18 protein-coding genes are annotated in these 20,025 nt (G+C 71.7%); 8 read left to right on the top strand and 10 right to left on the bottom strand.

Going from position 1 to position 20,025, the window contains the following annotated elements:
* Positions 1-2: 2 nt before the first annotated feature.
* Genes K1T34_RS46145 through K1T34_RS46135 form a run of 3 tightly spaced genes read right to left on the bottom strand, consistent with a single transcriptional unit; the run spans position 3 to position 4,716 of the window.
* Positions 3-782, bottom strand: coding sequence for an enoyl-CoA hydratase/isomerase family protein (locus K1T34_RS46145; RefSeq protein WP_220241036.1), 780 nt, complete (start codon positions 780-782; stop codon positions 3-5).
* Positions 782-3,166: a xanthine dehydrogenase family protein molybdopterin-binding subunit gene (locus tag K1T34_RS46140; RefSeq protein ID WP_220241035.1), complete on the bottom strand. Its 2,385-nt coding sequence runs from the start codon at positions 3,164-3,166 to the stop codon at positions 782-784. Before K1T34_RS46140 ends, K1T34_RS46145 begins: the two co-directional genes overlap by 1 nt.
* Positions 3,163-4,716, bottom strand: a complete 1,554-nt coding sequence (locus K1T34_RS46135) for an AMP-binding protein (protein ID WP_220241034.1) — start codon at positions 4,714-4,716, stop codon at positions 3,163-3,165. The genes K1T34_RS46140 and K1T34_RS46135 overlap by 4 nt, the downstream gene beginning before the upstream one ends.
* A gap of 94 nt (positions 4,717-4,810) precedes the next feature.
* Here K1T34_RS46135 and K1T34_RS46130 point away from each other — a divergent pair, with 94 nt between their 5' ends.
* From K1T34_RS46130 to K1T34_RS46110, 5 genes are all read left to right on the top strand, one after another.
* Positions 4,811-5,341 (top strand): PadR family transcriptional regulator, encoded by a 531-nt coding sequence (locus tag K1T34_RS46130; RefSeq protein WP_220241033.1) that lies wholly within the window; start codon positions 4,811-4,813, stop codon positions 5,339-5,341.
* 55 nt (positions 5,342-5,396) lie between these two features.
* Positions 5,397-6,146 carry a flavin reductase family protein gene (locus K1T34_RS46125; RefSeq protein WP_220241032.1) on the top strand — a complete coding sequence of 250 codons (750 nt, stop codon included), beginning with the start codon at positions 5,397-5,399 and terminating at the stop codon, positions 6,144-6,146.
* Between the two features lie 739 nt (positions 6,147-6,885).
* The gene (locus tag K1T34_RS46120) at positions 6,886-8,580 is read left to right on the top strand and encodes an AMP-binding protein (protein ID WP_220241030.1); all 1,695 of its coding nucleotides are present in this window, start codon (positions 6,886-6,888) and stop codon (positions 8,578-8,580) included.
* An 87-nt stretch (positions 8,581-8,667) separates the two neighbouring features.
* A complete protein-coding gene (locus tag K1T34_RS46115; RefSeq protein ID WP_220241028.1) occupies positions 8,668-9,498 on the top strand; it encodes an FUSC family membrane protein in 831 nt (276 codons plus the stop codon).
* Complete coding sequence (locus K1T34_RS46110; RefSeq protein ID WP_220241026.1) at positions 9,414-10,253, top strand: FUSC family protein; 840 nt, start codon at positions 9,414-9,416, stop codon at positions 10,251-10,253. The genes K1T34_RS46115 and K1T34_RS46110 overlap by 85 nt, the downstream gene beginning before the upstream one ends.
* A gap of 25 nt (positions 10,254-10,278) precedes the next feature.
* Here the strand turns inward: K1T34_RS46110 and K1T34_RS46105 are convergent, their stop codons facing one another.
* Together K1T34_RS46105 and K1T34_RS46100 are read right to left on the bottom strand one after the other, a co-directional pair.
* Positions 10,279-10,623 carry a DUF2255 family protein gene (locus K1T34_RS46105; protein ID WP_220241024.1) on the bottom strand — a complete coding sequence of 115 codons (345 nt, stop codon included), beginning with the start codon at positions 10,621-10,623 and terminating at the stop codon, positions 10,279-10,281.
* Positions 10,620-11,480 carry a helix-turn-helix domain-containing protein gene (locus K1T34_RS46100; protein WP_220241022.1) on the bottom strand — a complete coding sequence of 287 codons (861 nt, stop codon included), beginning with the start codon at positions 11,478-11,480 and terminating at the stop codon, positions 10,620-10,622. The genes K1T34_RS46105 and K1T34_RS46100 overlap by 4 nt, the downstream gene beginning before the upstream one ends.
* Positions 11,481-11,631: 151 nt before the next feature.
* On the opposite strand from K1T34_RS46100, the gene K1T34_RS46095 reads away from it, so the two are divergent.
* From K1T34_RS46095 to K1T34_RS46085, 3 genes are all read left to right on the top strand, one after another.
* On the top strand, positions 11,632-12,543 hold the full coding sequence (locus tag K1T34_RS46095; protein WP_255638053.1) for an alpha/beta hydrolase: 912 nt from the start codon (positions 11,632-11,634) through the stop codon (positions 12,541-12,543).
* Between the two features lie 157 nt (positions 12,544-12,700).
* Positions 12,701-13,636 carry a LysR family transcriptional regulator gene (locus K1T34_RS46090; protein ID WP_220241018.1) on the top strand — a complete coding sequence of 312 codons (936 nt, stop codon included), beginning with the start codon at positions 12,701-12,703 and terminating at the stop codon, positions 13,634-13,636.
* 194 nt (positions 13,637-13,830) lie between these two features.
* Positions 13,831-14,763 carry a LysR family transcriptional regulator gene (locus K1T34_RS46085; RefSeq protein ID WP_220241016.1) on the top strand — a complete coding sequence of 311 codons (933 nt, stop codon included), beginning with the start codon at positions 13,831-13,833 and terminating at the stop codon, positions 14,761-14,763.
* 58 nt (positions 14,764-14,821) lie between these two features.
* On the opposite strand, the gene K1T34_RS46080 is transcribed toward K1T34_RS46085, so the two are convergent.
* From K1T34_RS46080 to K1T34_RS46060, 5 genes are read right to left on the bottom strand one after another with little or no spacing between them, the layout of a single operon-like run.
* A complete protein-coding gene (locus K1T34_RS46080; RefSeq protein ID WP_220241015.1) occupies positions 14,822-15,661 on the bottom strand; it encodes a carbohydrate ABC transporter permease in 840 nt (279 codons plus the stop codon).
* Positions 15,662-15,671: 10 nt separating this feature from the next.
* Positions 15,672-16,610, bottom strand: coding sequence for a carbohydrate ABC transporter permease (locus K1T34_RS46075; protein WP_220241013.1), 939 nt, complete (start codon positions 16,608-16,610; stop codon positions 15,672-15,674).
* 3 nt (positions 16,611-16,613) lie between these two features.
* Positions 16,614-17,474: a metallophosphoesterase gene (locus K1T34_RS46070; protein WP_220241011.1), complete on the bottom strand. Its 861-nt coding sequence runs from the start codon at positions 17,472-17,474 to the stop codon at positions 16,614-16,616.
* Positions 17,471-18,853, bottom strand: coding sequence for an ABC transporter substrate-binding protein (locus K1T34_RS46065; RefSeq protein WP_220241009.1), 1,383 nt, complete (start codon positions 18,851-18,853; stop codon positions 17,471-17,473). The genes K1T34_RS46070 and K1T34_RS46065 overlap by 4 nt, the downstream gene beginning before the upstream one ends.
* Positions 18,850-19,935: an ABC transporter ATP-binding protein gene (locus K1T34_RS46060; protein WP_370643551.1), complete on the bottom strand. Its 1,086-nt coding sequence runs from the start codon at positions 19,933-19,935 to the stop codon at positions 18,850-18,852. The genes K1T34_RS46065 and K1T34_RS46060 overlap by 4 nt, the downstream gene beginning before the upstream one ends.
* Positions 19,936-20,025 lie beyond the last annotated feature (90 nt).

Raw genomic sequence — 20,025 nt, 5'->3', positions numbered from 1 at the left:
GCTCAGCGCCCCTGGAACTTCGCGGGCCGCTTCTCGGTGAACGCCGCCACGCCCTCGGCGAAGTCGTGGCTCGCGCGCAGCATCGCGTACGCCTTGCGCTCCAGCTCGATGCCCGTGTAGAGCGGCCCGTCGACGCCCTTGTCGAGCACCTCCTTGGCGGTGCGCGCCGCCATGGGGGAGTAGCCCAGCAGCGTCTCGACGACCTTGTCCGTCTCCGCGTAGAGCTCGTCGCGGTCGGCCGCGAGCTTGGCCACCAGGCCCCAGTCCAGCGCCTGTTCGCCGGTGATCCGCTCGGCGGTGAGGATGTGGAACTTGGCGCGCGACAGGCCGATCAGCCGCGCGAGCCGCTGCGTGCCGCCGCTGCCGGGGATCATGCCGAGCTTCATCTCGGGCAGCGCGAACCGGCTGCGCGGCGTGGCCAGCCGGATGTCCGTCGACAGCACGAGCTCCAGGCCCACGCCGAAGCAGTAGCCGTCGACGGCCGCGACCACGATCTTCCTGCTGCGCGCGGGCGCGGTGACGTTGTGGCCGAGGTCGGTGAAGCCGACCGGCTCGACCTCCATGAAGCCGGGGATGTCGCCGCCCGAGGAGAAGTGCTCGCCGTCGGACTTCAGCACCACCACGCGCACGTCGTCGTCGGCGTCGATCTCGGCGAACAGCTCCGCCATCCGCTGCCGCATCTCCCACGTGATGATCGTGAAGCGGCCGTGGGAGAGCGTCAGCTGGGCGACCTGCCCGTCGTGGGTGCGGCCGAGCCGGATCTCGCCTCCGGTGAGCGCCATTAGGCCTTCCTTTCCAGTAGTTCGTGCACGACGTTGCCGTGCAGGGGCAGGGTCGTGACCTCGACGCCGAGCGCGTCGGTGACCGCGTTGGCGATCGCCACCGGCAGGCTCATGCTCGAGCCCTCGCCGCAGCCCTTCGCGCCGAGCGTGGTGAACGGAGAGGGCGTCTCGAGGTGGTCGCTGATCAGCGGGTAGCTGGCTTCCGCGCTGGTGGGGCAGAGGTAGTCCATGAAGGTCGCCGACGTGGGCTGGCCCGAATCGGCGTAGCGGAGCTCTTCGTAGAGCGCGCCGCCGAGGGCGTGCGCGAGCGCCCCGTGCACCTGGCCCTCCAGCAGCTTCGGGTTCAGGATCGTGCCGGCGTCGTGCACTGTGGACACCAGCTCGACCTCCACGGCGAGGCTCACCGGGTCGATCCGCACCGCGACCAGCTCGGCGACGAATCCGTAGCACAGGCTGGAGTTGATCTGGTCCCCTGTGGACGGTGCTTTGGCCTGGGGCGGGTTGAACGCCGCCTCCTCGTACAGCCGCGCCGGCACCCCTTCCGGCAGTGACCCGGGGTCCCAGTGCACCAACCCGGCGGCGTGCCGGAAGGCCACGCACCGATCGGGTGCGTCGCGTTCGCGCACGAACCCGTCGGCCAGCTCCAGCCCGGCGGGATCCGTGTCGAGCAGCACGCCGGCCGCGGCCCGGATCGTCTCGGCGATCTTGTCGGCCGCGGCGACGAGCGCGCTGGTGAGCAGGGGAGCGAAGCGCGAGGAGTAGCTGCCGGAGGTGATCGTCCACGGTGTGGTGGCCGTGTCCATCTCGACCACCGGCCGCACGGACTCCTGCGGCAGCCCCAGCCGCTGGGCCACGAGCTGGCGCGCGACCGTGGCGTGTCCCTGGCCCTGCGGCACCGTGCCCAGCAGCACCGACACCACGCCCTGCGGGTCGACGCTGATCCGGACGTGCTCCGTGCTGCCCGACTTCCCGCGCCCACTCGCGCGCTGCTCGGCCGGGGTGGCGAGACCGACGTAGCCGATGTTGGTCGCCGACGGGTCGACGATCGTCGCCATGCCGATGCCGAAGTACTCGCCGGCTTCACGAGCCTGCCGCCGGCGCTCGCACAGCTTCTCGTAGTCGGCGTTGCGCAGGGCCAGCTCGAACGCCCGCGGGTAGTCGCCCGAGTCGTACACGCCGCCGCTGGGCGTGTGGTACGGGAACGAGCCGGCCTGGATCAGGTTGCGCCGCCGGATCTCCGCGGGGTCGAGGTCGAGCTCGCGGGCGACGCGGTCCATGATCCGCTCGAGCCCGAAGTAGAGCTGCTGGCCGCCGAAGCCGCGGTTGAGGCCGGTGGGCGTCTTGTTTGTGACCACCGCCCGGGCCCGGATCGCCACCGCGCCGATGCCGTACGCGCCGGTGATGTTGCCGAAGCAGCGATAGAGCGTGCTGGGCTCGGGCGGGCGCAGGTACGCGCCGACGTTGTCGACGAGGTCGGCGCGCAGGGCCTCGACTTTGCCGTCGGCGTCGACGGCCGCCTCGAACCGCATCCACCGGTCCGAACCCGCCGAGCTCGACAGCAGGTGCTCCACGCGGTCCTCGGTCCAGCGCACCGGCCGGCCGCAGTGCTTGCTGGCCAAGGCCATCAGCGCGACGTAGGGGTAGATGCCCGACTTGATGCCGAAGCTGCCGCCGATGTCCGCAGGCACGCGCAGCCGCACTCGCGACGTCGGCAGCCCGAGGCCCGCCGCCAGCACCGGGACCATGGAGAACGGCCCGTGGAAGTTGGCCCACGCGGTGACACCCGGTCCGTCGGCGTCCTCAAGCCACTCCGCGACGACCGAGTAACACTCCATGGGTGCCGACGTGTAGCGCGGGAACCGGTATTCGCCGGTCACCACGTGCGCGGCGGCGGCGAAGATCTCGTCGACGGGACCGAAGCTGAACGTGCGGTCGGTGGCGACGTTGCTGCCCAGCTCCTCGTGCAGCAACGGTGCGTCCTCGGCGATCGCGCGCGTGGAGTCGACCACGGGCGGTAGCGGCTCGTAGTCCACTTCGACCAGTTCCGCCGCGTCCTCGGCCGTGTAGCGGTCGGTCGCGACGACGACGGCCACGGGCTCGCCGACAAATCGCACCTTGTCGGTCCCGGTGGGGTAGTAGCGGATCGGTGTGTTGAGCGAGAGGGGGAACGGCTTCAGCGCCGCGAGTACGTCGTCCGGGCCGAGGACCACCGCGACGCCCGGGTGCGCCCGGGCGCGCGACAGCTCGACGGACCGGATGCGCGCGTGCGGGTGCGGGCTGCGCACGACCGCCGCGACCAGCGAGCCGCGCATCGGATCGAGGTCGTCGAGGAACTTCCCCTTGCCGCACAGCAAGGGAACGTCTTCGATGCGGGCCGCCGTCATGCGCGCTCCTTGCCCGGCACGAGCTGCGCCAGCCGGCGGTAGTGGCCCGCGGTCAGCTCGCGGCGCAGGATCTTGCCGACGGCCGACTTGGGGATACCGGCCACGGCCAGGTAGCGCTTGGGCCGTTTCAGCGACGGCAGTCCCGAGTGTTCCCGCGCGTAGGACTCCAGCTGTGCCAGCGTTTCCTCGGGCCGGTACCCGGCCGAGGGCACGACGAACGCCGTGACCGCGCTGCCCCAACGGTCGTCGGGGAGCCCGGCGACCACGATCTCGGCGACGGCCGGGCAGCGCACGAGGGCGTCTTCGATGTCCTCGGGGTAGATGTTCTCGCCGCCGGAGTTGATCATGTCGTCCACACGGCCCGCGACCCACAGGTCGCCGTCCTCGTCCTCGGTCGCGAGGTCGCCGGTGAAGTACCAGCCGGCGCGCAGCGACTTCGCGTCGGCGTCGGGCCGGTGCCAGTACCCGCTGAACGCCTCCGGGCTCTCGAGCGACACCGCCACCTGGCCCGGTTCGCCCGGCGCCACGAGGTCGTCCGGTGACGCGCCCTCGGCCGGGCTGACCAGGCGGACGCGGGAGAAGACCCCGGCGCGGCCGGCGCAGCCCGGTTTGCGGCGCACGTCGGGCCCGATCGTGAAGGTGTAGATCTCCGTGCTGCCGAAGTGGTTGACGAACACCTCCGGGTGCAGCTCGGCGTCGAGCCGTTCGGCGAGCGCGGGCGTCATCGACGCGCCCGCGTAGGCCAGCCGCCGCACGGACTTCGCTTCGGCCAGCCGTCCTGTGTGGACCAGCGACCAGTACGCGGTGGGCACCAGGTAGAGCGCGCTCACGTCTTCCCCGGTGATGAGCTCCAGCGACTCCTCGGCGTCGAACTTCTCCTGCGGCACCCAGGTGCCCGCCGCGAGGATGCTGGCCAGCAGCGCGCGCATGCCCATGGTGTGGAACATCGGCATCACGCCGAGCGCGACCTCGCCAGGGCGGTGCTGGGTCTGGATCAGGTGCGCCACCGCGGCCGCGTGCTCGGCGGAGTGGCGGCGCGGCACACCTTTCGGCCGGCCCGTGGTGCCGGACGTGTAGAGCATGACGCTCGTGTCGCCATCGGCCGGCTGGTGCTTCGGCGCGGGGGAGTCGAGCAGCCGCGCCAGCGGCGTCACCCGGTCGGGTGCATCCAGCGCCGCTCCGGAGTATGCGCGGGCCGGCAGCTCGGCGATGCCGGCGACCGTGGTGTCGGTGGTGTTGTCGGTGATCAGCAGGGCGGGGGAGCAGTCGCGCAGGCAGTAGGCCACGTCGTCGGCGCTGAACCGCGTGGACAGCGGAACGGAGATCGCCCCGGTCTTCTGCACGGCGAGGTGCAGGCTCGCGAGCGGCTCCCCGCCGGCGAGGAGGAGCGCGACGTGGTCGCCCGGGCGCACGCCCAGCCGGGTCAGCGCACCGGCCAGGCGGTCAGTGCGGTCGTCCCATTGGGCGTAGGTCATCGGATGCCGGCCACCCACGGCCCGGCGATGCGGGTACCGCTCGGCTGTCCAGCGGAAGGATTTCACCAAGTCCATCGGCGCACTCTCACTCCCGGAGATCCGGAGATCGATGGTCCGAATCGAATCGTCTGTTTCGGACTATGGGCGAAATTACGGTAGGGTCGAGGGCATGTCAAGCGGACGGTTGAGCACGACTTCGTACGTCGTGCTGGGGACGATCGGGCTGCGTGGCCCGTCCACGCCGTACGACCTCAAGCGCGCCGTCGGACACTCGGTGGGGTACTTCTGGTCCTTCCCCCACGCGCAGCTGTACTCGGAGCCGGAGCGGCTGGAGCGCATGGGGCTGTTGGAGGTCGAGACCGAGCAGACCGGGCGCCGGCGCAAGGTCTACAGCCTCACCGACGAAGGCCGCGAAGCCGTGCGGGCGTGGCTCGCCGCGCCCACGCACGAGCATTTCGAGATGCGCGACATCGCCGAGATGAAGCTCTTTTTCAACGAGCTCGGCGACTCCGGCAACATCGTGAACCTGGCGCGCGAGCAGATCAAACAGCACGAAGAACGCATCTCCGTGTACGAGGACATGCAGCGCCGCTTCGGTTCCGAGCCCCAGTACGCGCGCCGCATGATCCCGCTGCGGCTCGGGCTGGAGATGGAACGAGCGGCACTGCGCTTCTGGTCGTCGATCGCCGAGGAGTTCTGAGGCCGCCGATCGCTTCGGCCGGGGCCGAAGCGCCGCGCCCCTAGCGTGGGCGCTCGTGAACGATCATGTCGCGATTGCCCCCAGCATCCTGTACTTCGGCACACCGGTCGCCTTGCTGACCACAGAAAACGCCGACGGCTCCCCGAACATCACGCCGATGTCGTCGGCCTGGGCGCTCGGTGAGGTCGTGGTGCTCGGGCTGGCCCGCTGCGGCCACGGCGCGCGCAACCTCACCTCGCGTCCCGACCTCGTGATCAACCTGCCCGGTCCCGGCCAATGGGCCGCGGTGGAGCGGCTCGCCCCGCTGACGGGCGCGGACCCGGTGCCCAAGCACAAACGCGACCGGTTCCGGCACGAGCCCGACAAGTTCGCCGCGGCCGGTCTGCGGCCACAACCGGCCGAGCTGGTCCGGCCGCCGCGCATCGCCGAATGCCCGCTGCAGCTGGAAGCCCGCGCGGCCGCCATCCGCGAGCGCGCCGGGTTCCTCGTCATCGAGGCCGACGTGCTGCGGGTGCACTGCGCGCCGGAGCTGGTCGTGCCCGGTACCCAGCACGTGGATCCCGCGAAGTGGAGCCCGCTGATCTACAACTTCCGCCACTACTTCGGCCTCGGCGAGCACCTCGGGCACAGCTTCCGGTCCGAGACGCCCGCCATCGCTTCAGGCGGCCACGGTCAGGGCCCGGCGCCGGTGCCGGTCCAGCCCTGCCGCCTGCGCGCCGACGGCGACCACTACGTACACGATCAGCCACGGCACGAACCCGGGCGGCTGCCGGTTGGTCGTCGCCAGGTCGGCGACCACCGGTAGCGCGTAGAACGCCGGCAGCGCGAAGTAGGGCTCGTTACGGCGGAGGATTCCGTCGACGGAGCGGGAGAGCTCGTCGTCGGCGAGCACCGGCCGCGTCAGCACGTCGGTCAGCACTGCCGCCACCACGGCCGCGCCGAGCGTCAGCAGCCCGAGCCACAACAGCGCCCAGACGCTGCCGGACGACACGACCATCGCCACCGCCAGGCCGGCGCCGCCGCCGAATGTGACCACGGCGGCCGCGACGTACCACCCGTTCAGCACCTCGTGCCACGAAGGTCGCTGCGCGGGCGTCGGGGCGCCGAGCCAGGCCGCGGTGCGCCGGTTGGCCCACCGCACGGGCAGCCAGAGGGTGAGCTGCAGCCCGGCGAAGAGGCAGAAGGTGGTGCGGCCCTCAGGCAGGTCGTCGTGGTCGATTCCGGGCAGCAGTGACAAGAACTGCATCGCGAACGAGCCGAACGCGATCACCAGCAGGCCGGCGAGCATTCCGGACCACGTCGGCCCGGGTCGCGCACCTGCGCGCACGCCGAGCCGCCGCGCGAGAAACGGCGTGAGCCGGCTCGCCGGGACGTCGTGCTTCTCCAGCCATCGGCCGGCCGCCTTGATCTCGGCGTCGGTCGGATCGGGCATCCGTTCCCCCTCGATTCGAGACGTATACGTGCGAAGGGCGGATCGCGTTGCCCGGTCGGCCGGAAAACTTTGCCCGGCGGGGCCTCGGGCCGGGTGGGGCGGGGACCGTAGCGTGGTCGTGCTGTTCACCGCCTGCGAGCCGAAGGGGCCGGCCATCACCGACGTGTTCACGCCAGGACCGGGGCGGACGGTGTTCAGCCTCCGGCCGCCACCGTCCGTTGTGGACCGGTTTCGCGCGGAAGGCGTGTGGCGGGACGGAAATCCGCTGCAGGACCTCGTGCGGTGGCGAGACGAGTCTCCGGACGCGCCCGCCCTCATCGCGCTGCAGACGGCGACGGGCGAAACGACGCGGTTGACCTATCGCGAGTACGCGCGGTGCGTGGAGCGGTACGCCGGGGCGCTGACCGAGCTGGGTGTGGGGCCGGGGCAGGTCGTGGCCGTGCAGCTGCCGAACGTGTGGCAGGTCAATCCGTTGCTGCTGGCCTGTTTCCGGGTCGGCGCGCTGGTGGCGCCCGTGATGCCGACGATCCGGTCGCGCGAGCTGGAGCGCGTGCTCGCCCGGGTCGGCGCGGCGGTGTGCGTGACGGCCGGCGTCTTTGACGGCTACGATCACGCGGCGGCCCTGGCGGAGATGGTCCCGCGGCTGCCGAAGCTGCGGCATCGGGTCGTGCTGGGCTCGCGGGTCGCGGCGGACGAGGTCGACTTTACGAAGCACTTCGAACAACCGTGGGAAACGCGGCACGCCGTCGCCCTGGAGGACGCCCGGCCAGACCCCGACCAGGTCTGCCTGGTGCTCTTCACCTCCGGCACCGCCGGCCGGCCGAAGGGCGCGCTGCACACCCTCAACACCGAGTACGCCACCGCCGCCGCACACATCACGGCCGACGACCAGGGACCGGCCGAGCGGTTCTTCACCCCGCACTCCCTCACCCACACCGGCGGCATCTTCCACTGCCTCATGCGCCCGTTGCTCACCGGCGGCTGCGGGGTCGTCGCGGACCGCTGGGAACCCGAAGCCATCGGCGCCTACCTCGAACAGACGGCCGTGACGCAGCTGCTGATCGCGCCGGTGTTCCTGACCCAGCTGCTGCCGTACGCGCGGCCCGGCCGGCTGCGCACCGTGACGACGCTCGGCACCGCGACTCCCGCCGCGCTCGTCGCCGACGTCGCCCGCGCCCTGGGCGTGCCGCTGCGCACGTGCTGGGGCATGACCGAGTCCGGCGGCACCCTCATGCGCGCCGACGACCCGCCGGACTGGGCGCTGCACAGCGTCGGCCGGATCTCCCGGGGCAGCGAACTCGATCTGCGGTCCGACCTGGGGGAAATCACCGCGGAACGGCCGGGCCGGCTCTACGTCCGGGGTGCCACCGTCTGCCTGGCCACCGTCGGGCGGGACACCGGTGAGCTCACCGTGGCGGCCGACCACGACGACGGCTGGTACGACACGGGTGACCTCGCGATCCCCGACGGCCGCGGCGGCATCCGTCTCCTGGGCCGCGACGCCGACCGCATCGGCGGCGTGCTCATGATCCCGGCGGCCGACGTGGAGTCCGCGCTGCTGGAGCACCCGGCCGTCCGCGACGTCGCGCTCGTCGGCTACCCGGACACCTCCGGCGGCGAGCTGCCCGCGGCGGTCGTCGTGGCCGCTGCCGAGCCGCCGACGCTCGCGGGCCTGCGTGACCACCTCGCCACACTCGGCATGACGGAGTGGTACTGGCCCACGCGCCTGGAGCTGGTGCCGGAGCTGCCGCGCAACGCGATGGGCAAGGTGCGCAAGGACGTCCTCGCGCGCAGCCTCACGTTCTGACCTGCCGGCCGCGTCCGTCCACAGTGGAGTAAACGCCGGGTCCCGCGTAGCATGTCCCTGCTGCGGATCGGGGAGGTGGGGACGTGAGTGGGGCCATCGGCGCGTCCTCCGTCCGGGACGCGGTACCGCACCCGCGCCCTCGCCCTGACGAGCCAGGGCCTGGGTGCCGTGGCCGGGCTGGGACTCGGCGCCGTGGCGGGTGCCCTGGCGGGTCAGGTCGCCGTCGCCGCCGGGGTGGCGCTGGTCTGCGGGATGGTCGGGGCGCTGGGCCCGATGTTCACGGCCGGTGCGGTGATGGCCGTGATCGGCACGGCGTTCGCGCAGTTCAGCGGGGTGACGATGCCGTGGTGGGAGCAGTCGGCGTGGTACCTGCTGGCGACCGCGATCGTGTCGGTGCCGGCGCTGCTGCCGTGGGCGGTGCGGCGGCGGAGTCACGAGCGGCAGGCGATCGCGGAGGTGTTCCGCGCTTGCGCGGACCTCCTGGACGCCGTCGGGACCGGGCCGGCGGCGCGGCTCCGGGTCGAGTTGGCGGCGTGCAGCGCGGGTGCCCACGCCGCCGTGCTCGACCACCGGTTGAGAGCTCCGCGACGGCACCGGGACCTGCTGATCGCGCTGGCCGCGGCGCAGGAGACGGCGGCACGCGCGGCTACGTACTACGTCGAAGGTCGGGCGTCACCCGAACTCTCGAGCGCGGCACGGGCGGCGCCGCCGAGGTGCGGTCCGGTCGGCTCCCCGGGTTCGGCAGTCACGACGTCGTCGTGGCGCTCCCGTTGCGACAGCGCGCGGCTGCCGCGGCGCGGACCCTCGGCCGGCGATCGGTGGTGTTCGCGGGCGTGCGCCTGTCCTGGTGCATGGCCATCGCGACACTGCTCGCCGGGCTGGTGCACCACCGAGGGCACGGGTACTGGCTCCCGCTGACGGTCGCCGTCGTCGTTCGCACCGAGTACGGCACGGTGTTCGTGCGCACGGTCAACCGCGTGGCGGGGACGGTGGGCGGCGCGCTCGTGGCGATGGCGGCCTTGCTGGGATTTGGGTCCGGCTGGCCGATCGCGGCGGTCGCCGCGGTCTCGATCGGCTTCGCGGTGCTGGTGGCGCCCAGGCTGTACGCGCTGAGCGTCGTCGGGGTCACGTCCTCGGCGCTGCTGAGCGCGTGCATCGCAGCCGAGGACGCGCAGTTCCCGCTCGTGCGCGTCACCGACACGCTGCTCGGCTGCGCGATCGCGCTCGTGTTCGGCTACCTGCTTTGGCCCGGCCGGTACGCCTTGCCCGACAAGGCCGATCTCGCCGCGACCGCCCGCCAGGTGGTCGTGTACCTCCGCCGAACCGTTGCGCCGACCAGAAATCCGACCGGGTACCAGGCCGTCCGCGACGAGACTTACCGCACGGTGCACCAGACCCGCGCCACCGTCACGACCGCCCTCGCGGATCCGCCGCCGTTCGCCGGACTGGCCGCGGCCGCACTGCCCGCGGCCGTCGCCCTCGAAGACGCGACCGACGGCATCACCGCGCTACGCGAAACCCTCGACGCCGGCGCGACAACCCCGGCCACGGAACAGATCGAGGCCGTCGCCGGGGCCATCACGGCGTGGGGCCGGCCCGACCCCGCGCCTCCCGCACCGGCGAGTCTCATCCGGACGCTGCTCGTCGACCGCGTCGACAAGCAGGACTGCTGAGACCTGTCGTTGCCGGCCGATCGCGCTACGCCGGGGTGATCCGGAGCGTCGCGGCTCGAGCGTGGGCATTGGTAACGAGCGAAGCGGCTCCATACTTGGCGCGGTAAGCCTCGTCGATCTCGGCCGCACCCTCGCCGTCGGCAGCGAACGCGACGGCGCGGCTCAGCGAGGCGACCCGGAGTCGGCCGCGGCGGTGGTTCGAGGCGGCCTGGAACCACCGGGAGCCGGGACCGCGGAACGCGCGGACGAACAGCGTGCCGTCGACGAGGACGAAACCGACCTCCACCCAGGCGTCACCATCGGACCCCGCACTGAGCTCCAGCGACTCCGAAGCCGAAAGCGCAGCCAGTTCCGAAGCGGTCCAGGTCATCGCTCGGCCGCCGAATGTTCGGCGTTCCAGGACAGCAGGATGTCCAGCGCGTCGCGCGACGGGGTGCCGGGCTCGGCGGTGAGGACCATCAGTCGCTGGCCGGAGCCGTCGGGGCTGAGCCAGGTGTCGCAGTCGAGCGTGAGGTCGCCGACGAGCGGGTGCCGGTAGTTCTTGGTGCCGAAGCCCGCGCTGGTGACCCGGTGCTCGACCCACCACGTGCGGAAGTCGCCGTTCTGCACGGAAAGCTCGCCGACGAGGCGGGCCAGCTCCGGATCCTCGGGATCGGTGGCCGCCTCCATCCGCAGGGCCGACACGGCCACACGAGCGTCGTGCTGCCAGTGCGGGTGCAGGGCGCGGAACGCCGGCTCGGTGAACATGAGGTGCACATAGTTGCGCCGCGCGGGCGCCACCTGGGCGAAGTCGACGTACAGGGCGGTCGCCGCGGTGTTCCACCCCAGGATGTCGAGGCGTTTGCCGAGGACGATCGCGGGGGTTTCGGTGAGCTGGTCGAGCAGGCGCCGGATGGCGGGCCGCACCCGTTGCACCGTGCGACGGCGGCGCGGGCGGGCGTCGGCCTTGCCGGCGAGGTCGTAGAGGTAGGTCTGCTGGTCGTCGTCGAGCAGCAGGGCGCGTGCGAGCGTGGCGAGGACCGTCGCCGACGCCTGGGCGCGGCCCTGTTCCAGCCGCGTGTAGTACTCGACGCTGATGGCCGCCAGCTGTGCGACCTCGGTGCGGCGCAGCCCCGCGACCTTGCGGCGGGTGCCGGTTTCGGGCAGCCCGACGTCGCGAGGGGTCAGCTGGGCGCGGCGCGCCTTGAGGAAGTCGCCGAGCCGCGCGGAGCCGGACGGAGTGGTCATGCGTTCATTCTGCGCCCGGCCTGCCGCGCGCAAGAGGGCCAGGATCTTGACCACCCGGAAACCCGTCTCTGGTGGACCCGCGGACACGGCCGGATCGTGGAGCCAGGCCCCGGCACCCCGCCGGGCACAGATTCCCCCCAGGGAGCACCCCGTGCCGAAGATCGACGTCACCTTCGACAGCGCTAGCGTCCGGCTCGCCGGCCACCTCTACGTCCCGGCCGAGGCCGACGGCCCGAGCCCGGCCGTGATCGTCGGCCACCCAGGCAGCGGCGTGAAGGAACAGGCCGCCGGTCTCTACGCGGCCCGCCTGGCCGAACGCGGGTTCGTCACGCTGGCGTTCGACGCCGCTTTCCAGGGCGAGAGCGGCGGCGAGCCGCGCGGCCTCGAAGACCCCGCGCAGCGCGTGGAGGACTTCAAGGCCGCCGTGTCGTTCCTGACCACCCGTTCCGAAGTGGACGCCGGCCGCATCGGTGAGCTCGGCATCTGCGCGTCCGGCGGCTACGTGCTGTCGGCCACCGGCAGCGACCGCCGGGTGAAGGCCGTCGCGACCGTCAGCGGCGCCGACATCGCCCGCCAGTTCCGCCTGGGCGCCGACGGTGCGCAGGACCCGGCCGTGTTCGAAGGCATGCTGGGCGCCGCCGCCCACGCCCGCACCGTGGCGGCCGCCGGCGAGAAGCCCGCGCCGCTCACGCTGTTCCCCGAGACGGTCGAACAGGCCCGCGCCCTCGGCGGGGAGCACGGCGCGGAGGGCTTCGAGTACTACCGCACCGCGCGCGGACACCACCCGCGCTCGGCCGAGTTCTTCGACTGGACGAGCGTCGACAAGTTCGCCACGTTCGACGCCTTCGCCGCCGTGCCGCTGATCGGCCCTCGCCCGCTGCTGATGATCGTCGGCACGCGCGCGATCACCGCGTGGATGAGTGTCGAGGCGTTCCTGAAGGCCACGGGTCCCAAGGAACTGCACCATGTCGAAGGCGCGAGCCACGTCGACCTCTACGACAAGGAGCGCTACGTGGGCCCGGCGGTGGACAAACTGGCGGGCTTCTTCACCGAGAGCCTCTGAGCTCTGAGTCCACAGTGGACTTCAGTGTTTGCGTGCGGGGTGAGCCCGCTCGTGGCACCAGCATCTAATCCGGGTGCCTTGCGGCCAGCAACGGAGGTTCACCGCCCGTTCTCACGAGTGGACGACGCTGGCGACCACAACTGTGCGGAGGCAGGAAATGGAGTTCAGGCACTTGGAGGGCTTTCTCGCAGTCGCCGAGGAGTTGCACTTCGGGCGAGCTGCGGCGCGGTTGCACCGGACGCAACCGTCGTTGAGTCAGCAGCTGCAGCGGCTCGAGCGGACGCTGGAGGTCCAGCTCGTGGACCGGACGTCGCACGAGGTGCGGCTGACCTCGGCCGGGCGGGCGTTCGCGGTGGACGCCCGCGCGATCATGGCGCAGGCGCAGAAGGCAGCGGACTCGGCCCGCGAGGCCGCCGCGGGGCGGACGGGAACGGTCCGCGTCGGCTACAACTTCCCGGCCGGGCAGCACATCCTGCCGGCGACGATGGCGATGATGCACGTGCAGCACCCGCAGCTGTCGGTCAAGCTCGAGGAGAAGCGCACCGGGGCGCAGCTCGCCGCGCTGGCGGAGGGGGAGCTCGACGTCGCGCTCGTCTACGGGCACCCCGTCACCAGCGATTTCCGCCACCGGCGCCTGATGAGTCTGCCGATGATCGCCATCGTCGGTCAGGGGCACCGCTGGGCCGGCCGGCCGGGCGTGCCGTTCGCCGAGCTCGCCCGGCAGGGGTGCATCCTGTTCTCCCGCGAGAAGTGCCCGGCGATGTACGACGCGATCATGACCGCGGCCGAGCGTGCGAGCGTGCGGCTCAGGGTCGCGCACGTGGTCGACGACCCCGTGGCGACGGGCATCCTTGTCTCGGTCAAGCCGCTGGTGGGCTTCGCGTCGGTGTCACGCGGCATCTTCGGCATCGGGACCGCCGGCGGCGTGCGCCCGACGTGGGTCCAGCTCTACGACCCGGTCCCGATGATCGACCTCTACGCCGTCTGGCGCGAAGGCGACGGGCCGCACAGCCCACGCACGGCGTTCCTCGACTGCCTGGAGGCCGCCGGGCCGTTCCACGCGCCCGCGCGGGCGGAGGCGCGCATCGCGTGAGCCTCAGGCGAGGAACTTCTCCAGCAGGCCGGTGATCACGGCGGGCTGCTCCCGATGCGTGCGACCTGGCGGACCACTTGCCGCCGGCTCCGGCACCCTTGAGATCCGCTATGCCCCGCCCGGGTTCGAGGTCCGTTCACGGCGTGTTCGCCTTGGCGGGTGAAGATGACGGACCACGGGTCGCGGAGGTGGTGATGGAGTACCGGCACGTGCTGGCCTTCCTGGCGCTTGCGGACGAGCTGCACTTCGGCCGCGCCGCCCTGAAGCTGCACCTCACCCAGCCATCGCTGAGCCAGCAGCTGCAACGTCTCGAGCGCACCCTCGGCGTGGAACTGGTGGCGCGGACGACCCACGCGGTGCACCTGACTCGGGCGGGGCAGGCGTTCGAAGCCGAGGCGCGTGAGCTCGTGCGCCTGGTCGAGCAGGCCGGGCGGTCCGTCCGCGAGGCTGCCGCCGGTCGCTCCGGCACGATCCGCGTCGGCTACAACTTCCCCGCGGCGCAACACGTCCTGCCCTCGGTCATGGAGAAGATGCAGGCCGACCACCCGGAGGTGGCCGTGGTGCTGGAGGAGAAGCGGACCGGGCCGCAGCTTCAGGCGCTCGAGCGCGGCGCGCTCGACGTGGCGCTCGTCTACGGCCGTCCGGCCACGGCGAAGTTCCGCTACCGGCGTTTGATGCGGCTTTCGCTCGTCGCCGTCGTGCGGCAGCGGCACAAGTGGGCCGGGCGCCCCGGGGTGCCCTTCGCCGAGCTGGCCGGCCAACCGTGCGTGCTGTTCGAACGGGATCTGTGCCCGGCCATGTACGACGCCATCGTCCGGGCCGCCGACGAGGCAGGCATCGGGCTCGACGTCGTGCACGAGATCGATCACCCGGCTACGACCGAGATCCTGGTGACGGCACGATCCCTCGTGGGTTTCGCGTCGATCTCGCGGGCGATGCTCGCCGGGGCCGTCGCGGGTGGCGCGCGCACGGTCGCGGTTCCGCTCTACGATCCCGTGCCCGCCGTCGACCTTTACGTGGTGTGGCGTGACGATCAGGACGATCGGCTGCGGGATTCGTTTCTGGAATGTCTCGACGCCGTCGGCCCGTTCTCCAGCCCGCCATCACACAAGTCGATCAGATCATGACGACCAGGCCGACGACACCGATGCCGCGGGTGCGCCCATCCAGTGGGTTCGCCGCGTCTCATTTCAGACCGGAGCGCACGAACGCGTTCACGATGTGGCGGCGCAGCACCAGGTACAGCGCGAAGATCGGCAGGCACGCCAGGCCGGCCACCGCCATCAGCGGTCCCCAGTAGGTGCCCTGGCCGCCCTCACTGATCATGAAGCTGCGCAGCCCGAGCTGCAGCACGTCGTTGCTGCGCTGCAGCACCATCGCGGGCCAGAAGTACTCGTTCCAGGCCGTGACGAACAGCAGGATCGCCAGCGCGGCGAGCGGGGCCCGCAGGTTCGGCACCACGACCGTCCACAAGGTCCGCCAGGAGGAGCGGCCGTCCATCTTGGCCGCCTCCAGGAGCTCCTTGGGGAAGCCGTCGAGGTGCTGGCGCAGCAGGATCACGCCGAGTGCCGAGCACAGGTTCGGCACGACCACGCCGCCGAGGGTGTTGAGCAGGCCCAGCTGCAGCAGCAGCACGTAGTTGGGCAGCATCGTCACCTGGAACGGCACGAGCCAGGTGCCCACGAACAGCAGGTAGCACAGCCGCTTGAGCGGGAAGGTCCAGCCGGCGAACGCGTACGCCGCCAGCAGGCCGGTGAGCAGCTGTCCGAGCGCCGTCAGCAGCGCCACCAGCGTCGTGTTGATCAGCAGCTGCGGGATGTCGACCAGCTGGATCGCCTCGGCGTAGTTGCCGAGCGAGAGCGGCCACGGGATGGGCGAGAGCGACAGCACCTGGTCGGGCCGGCGCAGCGAAGTCGCGTAGAGCCAGTAGATGGGGAAGACGCACAGCACGCCCAGCGCACCGAGCGCCAGGTGCCCGGGCAGGGCCCGCAGGCGCGAGCTCGCTCCCGGAACGAAATCCACCATGGACGCCTCCTCAGTCGTCGTGGACGGACAGTTTCTCGCTGAGCAAAACGAGCCCCGCGGCGATGATGCCGAACACCACGAACAGCACCATCCCCGCCGCCGTGCCGAGCCCGGCGTCGAAGCTGTGGAAGCTGTAGTCCCACAGCAGGTAGTAGACGTTCGTGGTGGCGCCCGACGGGCCGCCCTGCGTGATCGTGTCGATCAGCGGGAAGGTCCACTGCGCCGACAGCAGCACCGTCATCAGCGCCAGGAACACCAGCGTCGGCGACAGCAGCGGCAGCGTGATCCAGCGGGTGATCTGGCCGCGGGAGGCGCCGTCGATCATGGCCGCCTCGCTGTAGTCGCTGTTGATGTTGGACAGCCCCGCGGACACCACGAGCACCGCGAACCCGATCAGGTGCCACCCGGTCACCAGGATGATCGCGGGCTGCGCCCACGTGGTGTCGTGCAGCCAGTTCACGTGGGTGCCCAGCACGCGGTTCACCGCGCCGCCCGACGGTTCGAGCAGCCACTCCCACACGGTTGCGCTGGCTACGGGCGCGACCAGCAGCGGGGCGAACACGAGCGCCTGGTACACCGCGCGTGCCCGGCCCCGCACGCGCTGGCCGAGCAGGCCGACCAGCACCGGGACCAGGAGTGTGAACGGGATCAGGCCCCCGATCACCTCCAGGGTTCGCAGCGCGGCTTGGCCCACGGCGGGCACTTGGAACAACCGCACGTAGTTGCCCAGCCCCACCGGTGTCGCCGGCTGGGTGGGCAACAGGTTCCAGGAGAAGAACGACAGCTGCGCGGTTTGCACGAGCGGGCGGTAGGTCCAGATCACCAGCAGGGCCAACGCCGGCAGGAGGTAAAGGTACGGCGGCGCCCCGCGCAGGAGCCGCCGCACCAGCGCCGGCCGAGCCACGCGCGCCGGGACCACCACCACGGGTGCCGGGATTTCGACGAACATCGTTCACCCGTCCTTGAAGAACTTGTCCAGGGCGTAGCGCACGCGTTCCTCCTTGTCCTCGTCGTACACCACCGGCGCGTCGCCGATCTCGACCGCGGTGGCGACGAACGTCCCGTCGATCAGGTCGATGCGGCTGATCCCCGCGCCCACCCGCCCGCGCATCCGGCCCGGCGGCGGGAGCGGATCCGACCGGTAGGCGAGCGCCGGCCCGACCCACACCGGGATCCCCGCCAGCGACCCGCAGCCGGTGTGGTGGGCGTGGCCGGTGACGATCATCCGCACGTCCGTGCCCGCCAGCGCCGCCGCCAGGTCGTCCGCGTTGTGCAGCCGGAGCAGGTGCGCCGACGGCACAGGCGAGGGGAGTGGCGGGTGGTGCACCACCAGGATCGTGCCGCGTGGGGCCGGGCTCGCCAGCTCGTCGCGCAGCCACTCCAGCTGGGCGGGCTCGAGCCGCCCGTCGGGCCGGGCCGGCGTGCTGCTGTCGAGCACGACGACCCGGACGCCTTCGATGCGGTGAACCGAGTCCACCGCGGCGATCGGGTCCGGCGACTCGGGCAGCAGCTCCCGGCGGAACGCGGCGCGCTCGTCGTGGTTGCCCATGGCGTACACGACTTCCGCGCCGAGCTCGGCCGCCGCCGGCGCCAGTGCCGAGGCGAGCCTCCGATACGCCTCGGGCTTGCCCTCGTTGGCGAGGTCGCCGGTGAGCAGCAGGCCGTGGACCCGCGCTCGGGACGACAGGATCGTCCCGAGCGCGGTGTCCAGCGTGGCGAAGGTGTCGACGGCCCCATGCAGGAGCTCGCCTTCGGCGCAGATGTGCGGGTCGCTCAGCTGGATCAGGGTCAGCTCGGGAGCCGTGAGCCTCACTTGCCGCCGCCGGGCAGCAGCGACGCGGTCTGCTTCGCCGCGGCGGTGAGCGACGTCTGCGGGTCGGCGCCCTGGAACACGGACTTCTCGACGGCGTCCATCATCGTGTCGCGGATCTGCTGGAAGCCGGTGCCCGGGAAGGCGACCCACGGCTCGATGTGCTGCAGCTGGGCCACGTTCGGCTTGATCATCGGGTTCTTGTCCGCCCACGGCTTGAGGTGGGCCGGGTCGTCGAGCAGGCCCAGGCGCAGCGGCAGGTAGCCGATCTTGCTGGTGATCACGTCGTAGGCCCCCGCGCTGGTCAGGAACTTGATGAGCTCCCACGCGGCGCGCTGCTTGGCGGGGTCCTTGGAGAAGACGTACAGTGCGGCGCCGGAGTTGGTGGGCACGGTCGGCTTGTCCCCGAAACTCGGCATCGGCGCGGCGCGCAGCTCCCAGCCTGCGCCCTGGGCGCCCTTGAGGTACCCGCCCTGCGCGGCGCTGCTCTCCAGCATCATGCCGAGGTCACCACGCGGGAACGCGGCGGTGGCCTGCACCTGGCTGAGCTTCGGCATGGCACCCGCGGTGACCATGTCCTGCATCTGCTTCACGGCCTGCACGGTCGGCGCCTGGTCGTAGGTCAGCTGCTTGCGGTCCTGCGACAGCACGCGGCCGCCGGCCGAGCGCACGAGGCTCTGGAAGCACCAGTCGCTCGCGGAGCGCACGAGGCAGTCGGCGTACGCGCCGTCCTTGCCGGTGGCCTGCTTGATCTTGGCGCCGTCCTGCTGGACCTCGGCCCACGTCTTCGGCGGGTTGTCGGGGTTTAGTCCGGCCTGCTTGAAGAGCGTGGCGTTGTAGTAGAGCACCGGCGTGGAGAGCACGAACGGCACGCCGTAGGTCTTGCCGTCGACGTTGCCGATGGTGCGGATGGCGTTCGCGTAGGGGAACTGCCCGCCGAACTCGGAGTCGATTTCGCTCTTGCCGAACAGGTCGTCGAGCGGCTGCGCGCCGAGCTGGCCCGCGGCGAAGGCGAGGGTGTCGAAGCCGAGCTGCGCGACGTCCGGCGGGTTGCCGGCGGCGATCTCGGTCTGCACGCTGGAGGTGGAGTTGTGGGCGGGGTTCGGGTCGCTTCCGTTGGGCTTCTGCGGCGTGACCTTGATGTTCGGGAACTTCTTCTCGAACTGGCCGATGAGCTCGTTGAACGTGTCGGTCCAGGTGCCGGCGAGGCCGAAGTTGTAGCTCTCGAACACGATCGAGACCTGCTGGCCGGGGGCCAGCTGCGGGGCCTGGGCCACAGTGGACGGTTGGGAGGCGGTCGGCGTGCCGACGCCGCAGGCCGACACGCCCAGCAGCGCGGCGAGCGCGAGCAGGCCGCCGGCGCGGGAACGGGGGATTCTCATGCGGGAACTCCTTGTTCTGTTTCTTCGGAGGGGAGGGCGGCGTCGGCGTGGTTGTCCTGCCAGCGCAGGCGACGGCCGGTGGTGTGGTGGAACACGTGGACGTGGGCGGGTTCGGTGGCGAGCCCCACCTCGTCGCCGGGCTCCAGGCCGAGCGGGCGGGGGCCGCGCACGCACACGCGCGCGGAACCGACGGTGAGGTGGGCGATCTCCTCGCCGCCGAGGTTCTCCAGCAGCCGCACGACACCGTGCAGAGCCGGGCGCGGGCCGTGCGGGCGCAGGTGCTCGGGACGGATGCCGAGGACGACCTCGGTGTCGGGGATTTCACCGCGGCGGCCCAGCGGGACTTCGAGGCCGGGCGCGACAGCGACGAGCTCGCCGCTGCGCGAGACGACGGTGGCGGGGAAGAGGTTCATCGGCGGGGAGCCGAGGAAGCCGGCGACGAACTCCGACGCCGGCTCGTCGTAGACCTCGGCCGGGGTGCCGATCTGTTCGAGCCGGCCCTGGTTGAGGATCGCGATGCGGGTGGCCATCGTCATCGCCTCCACCTGGTCGTGGGTGACGTAGACGAACGTGGTGCCCAGCCGGCGGTGCAGCTCCACGAGCTCGTAGCGGGTGGAGGCCCGCAGCTTCGCGTCCAGGTTGGACAGTGGCTCGTCGAGCAGGAACGCGCCGGGGTCGCGCACGAGCGCCCGCCCGAGGGCGACGCGCTGGCGCTGCCCGCCCGAGAGCTCGCGCGGACGGCGGTGCAGCAGCTCGGACAGCTCCAGCGTCGCGGCGACCTCGCCGACCTTGCGCCGCACGTCCTTGCGGGACTCGCGCCGGGCACGCAGCGGGAAGCCGATGTTGCGCTCCACCGACAGGTGCGGGTAGAGCGCGTAACTCTGGAACACCATCGCCAGGTCGCGCTCGCGCGGCGGGGTGTGGGTGATGTCGCGGCCGTCGAGCTCGAGTTGCCCGGCCGTGAGCGGGGCCAGCCCCGCGATGGCGCGCAGCAGCGTGGACTTGCCGCACCCGCTCGGCCCGAGCAGCACGAGGAACTCGCCGTCGGCGATGTCCAGCGTCACCCCGTCGACCGCGGTCACGGCACCGAAACGCTTGGTTGCTCCTCGAACCCGGATGTGGCCCACCGAATGTCCCTTCGATCTCCTCGCTGATGCCGGCGAATTGGAGCA

This window comes from Amycolatopsis sp. DSM 110486 (genome assembly GCF_019468465.1).
In the GTDB taxonomy this organism is placed as follows: Bacteria; Actinomycetota; Actinomycetes; order Mycobacteriales; family Pseudonocardiaceae; genus Amycolatopsis.
This window is presented reverse-complemented; position numbering and strand designations above follow the sequence as displayed.

Bases quoted from the DNA above. Each gene is read 5' to 3' on its own strand.
- K1T34_RS46145 (WP_220241036.1), bottom strand. From the start codon at position 782: ATGGCGCTCACCGGAGGCGAGATCCGGCTCGGCCGCACCCACGACGGG.
- K1T34_RS46140 (WP_220241035.1), bottom strand. From the start codon at position 3,166: ATGACGGCGGCCCGCATCGAAGACGTTCCCTTGCTGTGCGGCAAGGGG.
- K1T34_RS46135 (WP_220241034.1), bottom strand. From the start codon at position 4,716: ATGGACTTGGTGAAATCCTTCCGCTGGACAGCCGAGCGGTACCCGCAT.
- K1T34_RS46130 (WP_220241033.1), top strand. From the start codon at position 4,811: ATGTCAAGCGGACGGTTGAGCACGACTTCGTACGTCGTGCTGGGGACG.
- K1T34_RS46105 (WP_220241024.1), bottom strand. From the start codon at position 10,623: ATGACCTGGACCGCTTCGGAACTGGCTGCGCTTTCGGCTTCGGAGTCG.
- K1T34_RS46100 (WP_220241022.1), bottom strand. From the start codon at position 11,480: ATGACCACTCCGTCCGGCTCCGCGCGGCTCGGCGACTTCCTCAAGGCG.
- K1T34_RS46090 (WP_220241018.1), top strand. From the start codon at position 12,701: ATGGAGTTCAGGCACTTGGAGGGCTTTCTCGCAGTCGCCGAGGAGTTG.
- K1T34_RS46085 (WP_220241016.1), top strand. From the start codon at position 13,831: ATGGAGTACCGGCACGTGCTGGCCTTCCTGGCGCTTGCGGACGAGCTG.
- K1T34_RS46080 (WP_220241015.1), bottom strand. From the start codon at position 15,661: ATGGTGGATTTCGTTCCGGGAGCGAGCTCGCGCCTGCGGGCCCTGCCC.
- K1T34_RS46075 (WP_220241013.1), bottom strand. From the start codon at position 16,610: ATGTTCGTCGAAATCCCGGCACCCGTGGTGGTGGTCCCGGCGCGCGTG.
- K1T34_RS46065 (WP_220241009.1), bottom strand. From the start codon at position 18,853: ATGAGAATCCCCCGTTCCCGCGCCGGCGGCCTGCTCGCGCTCGCCGCG.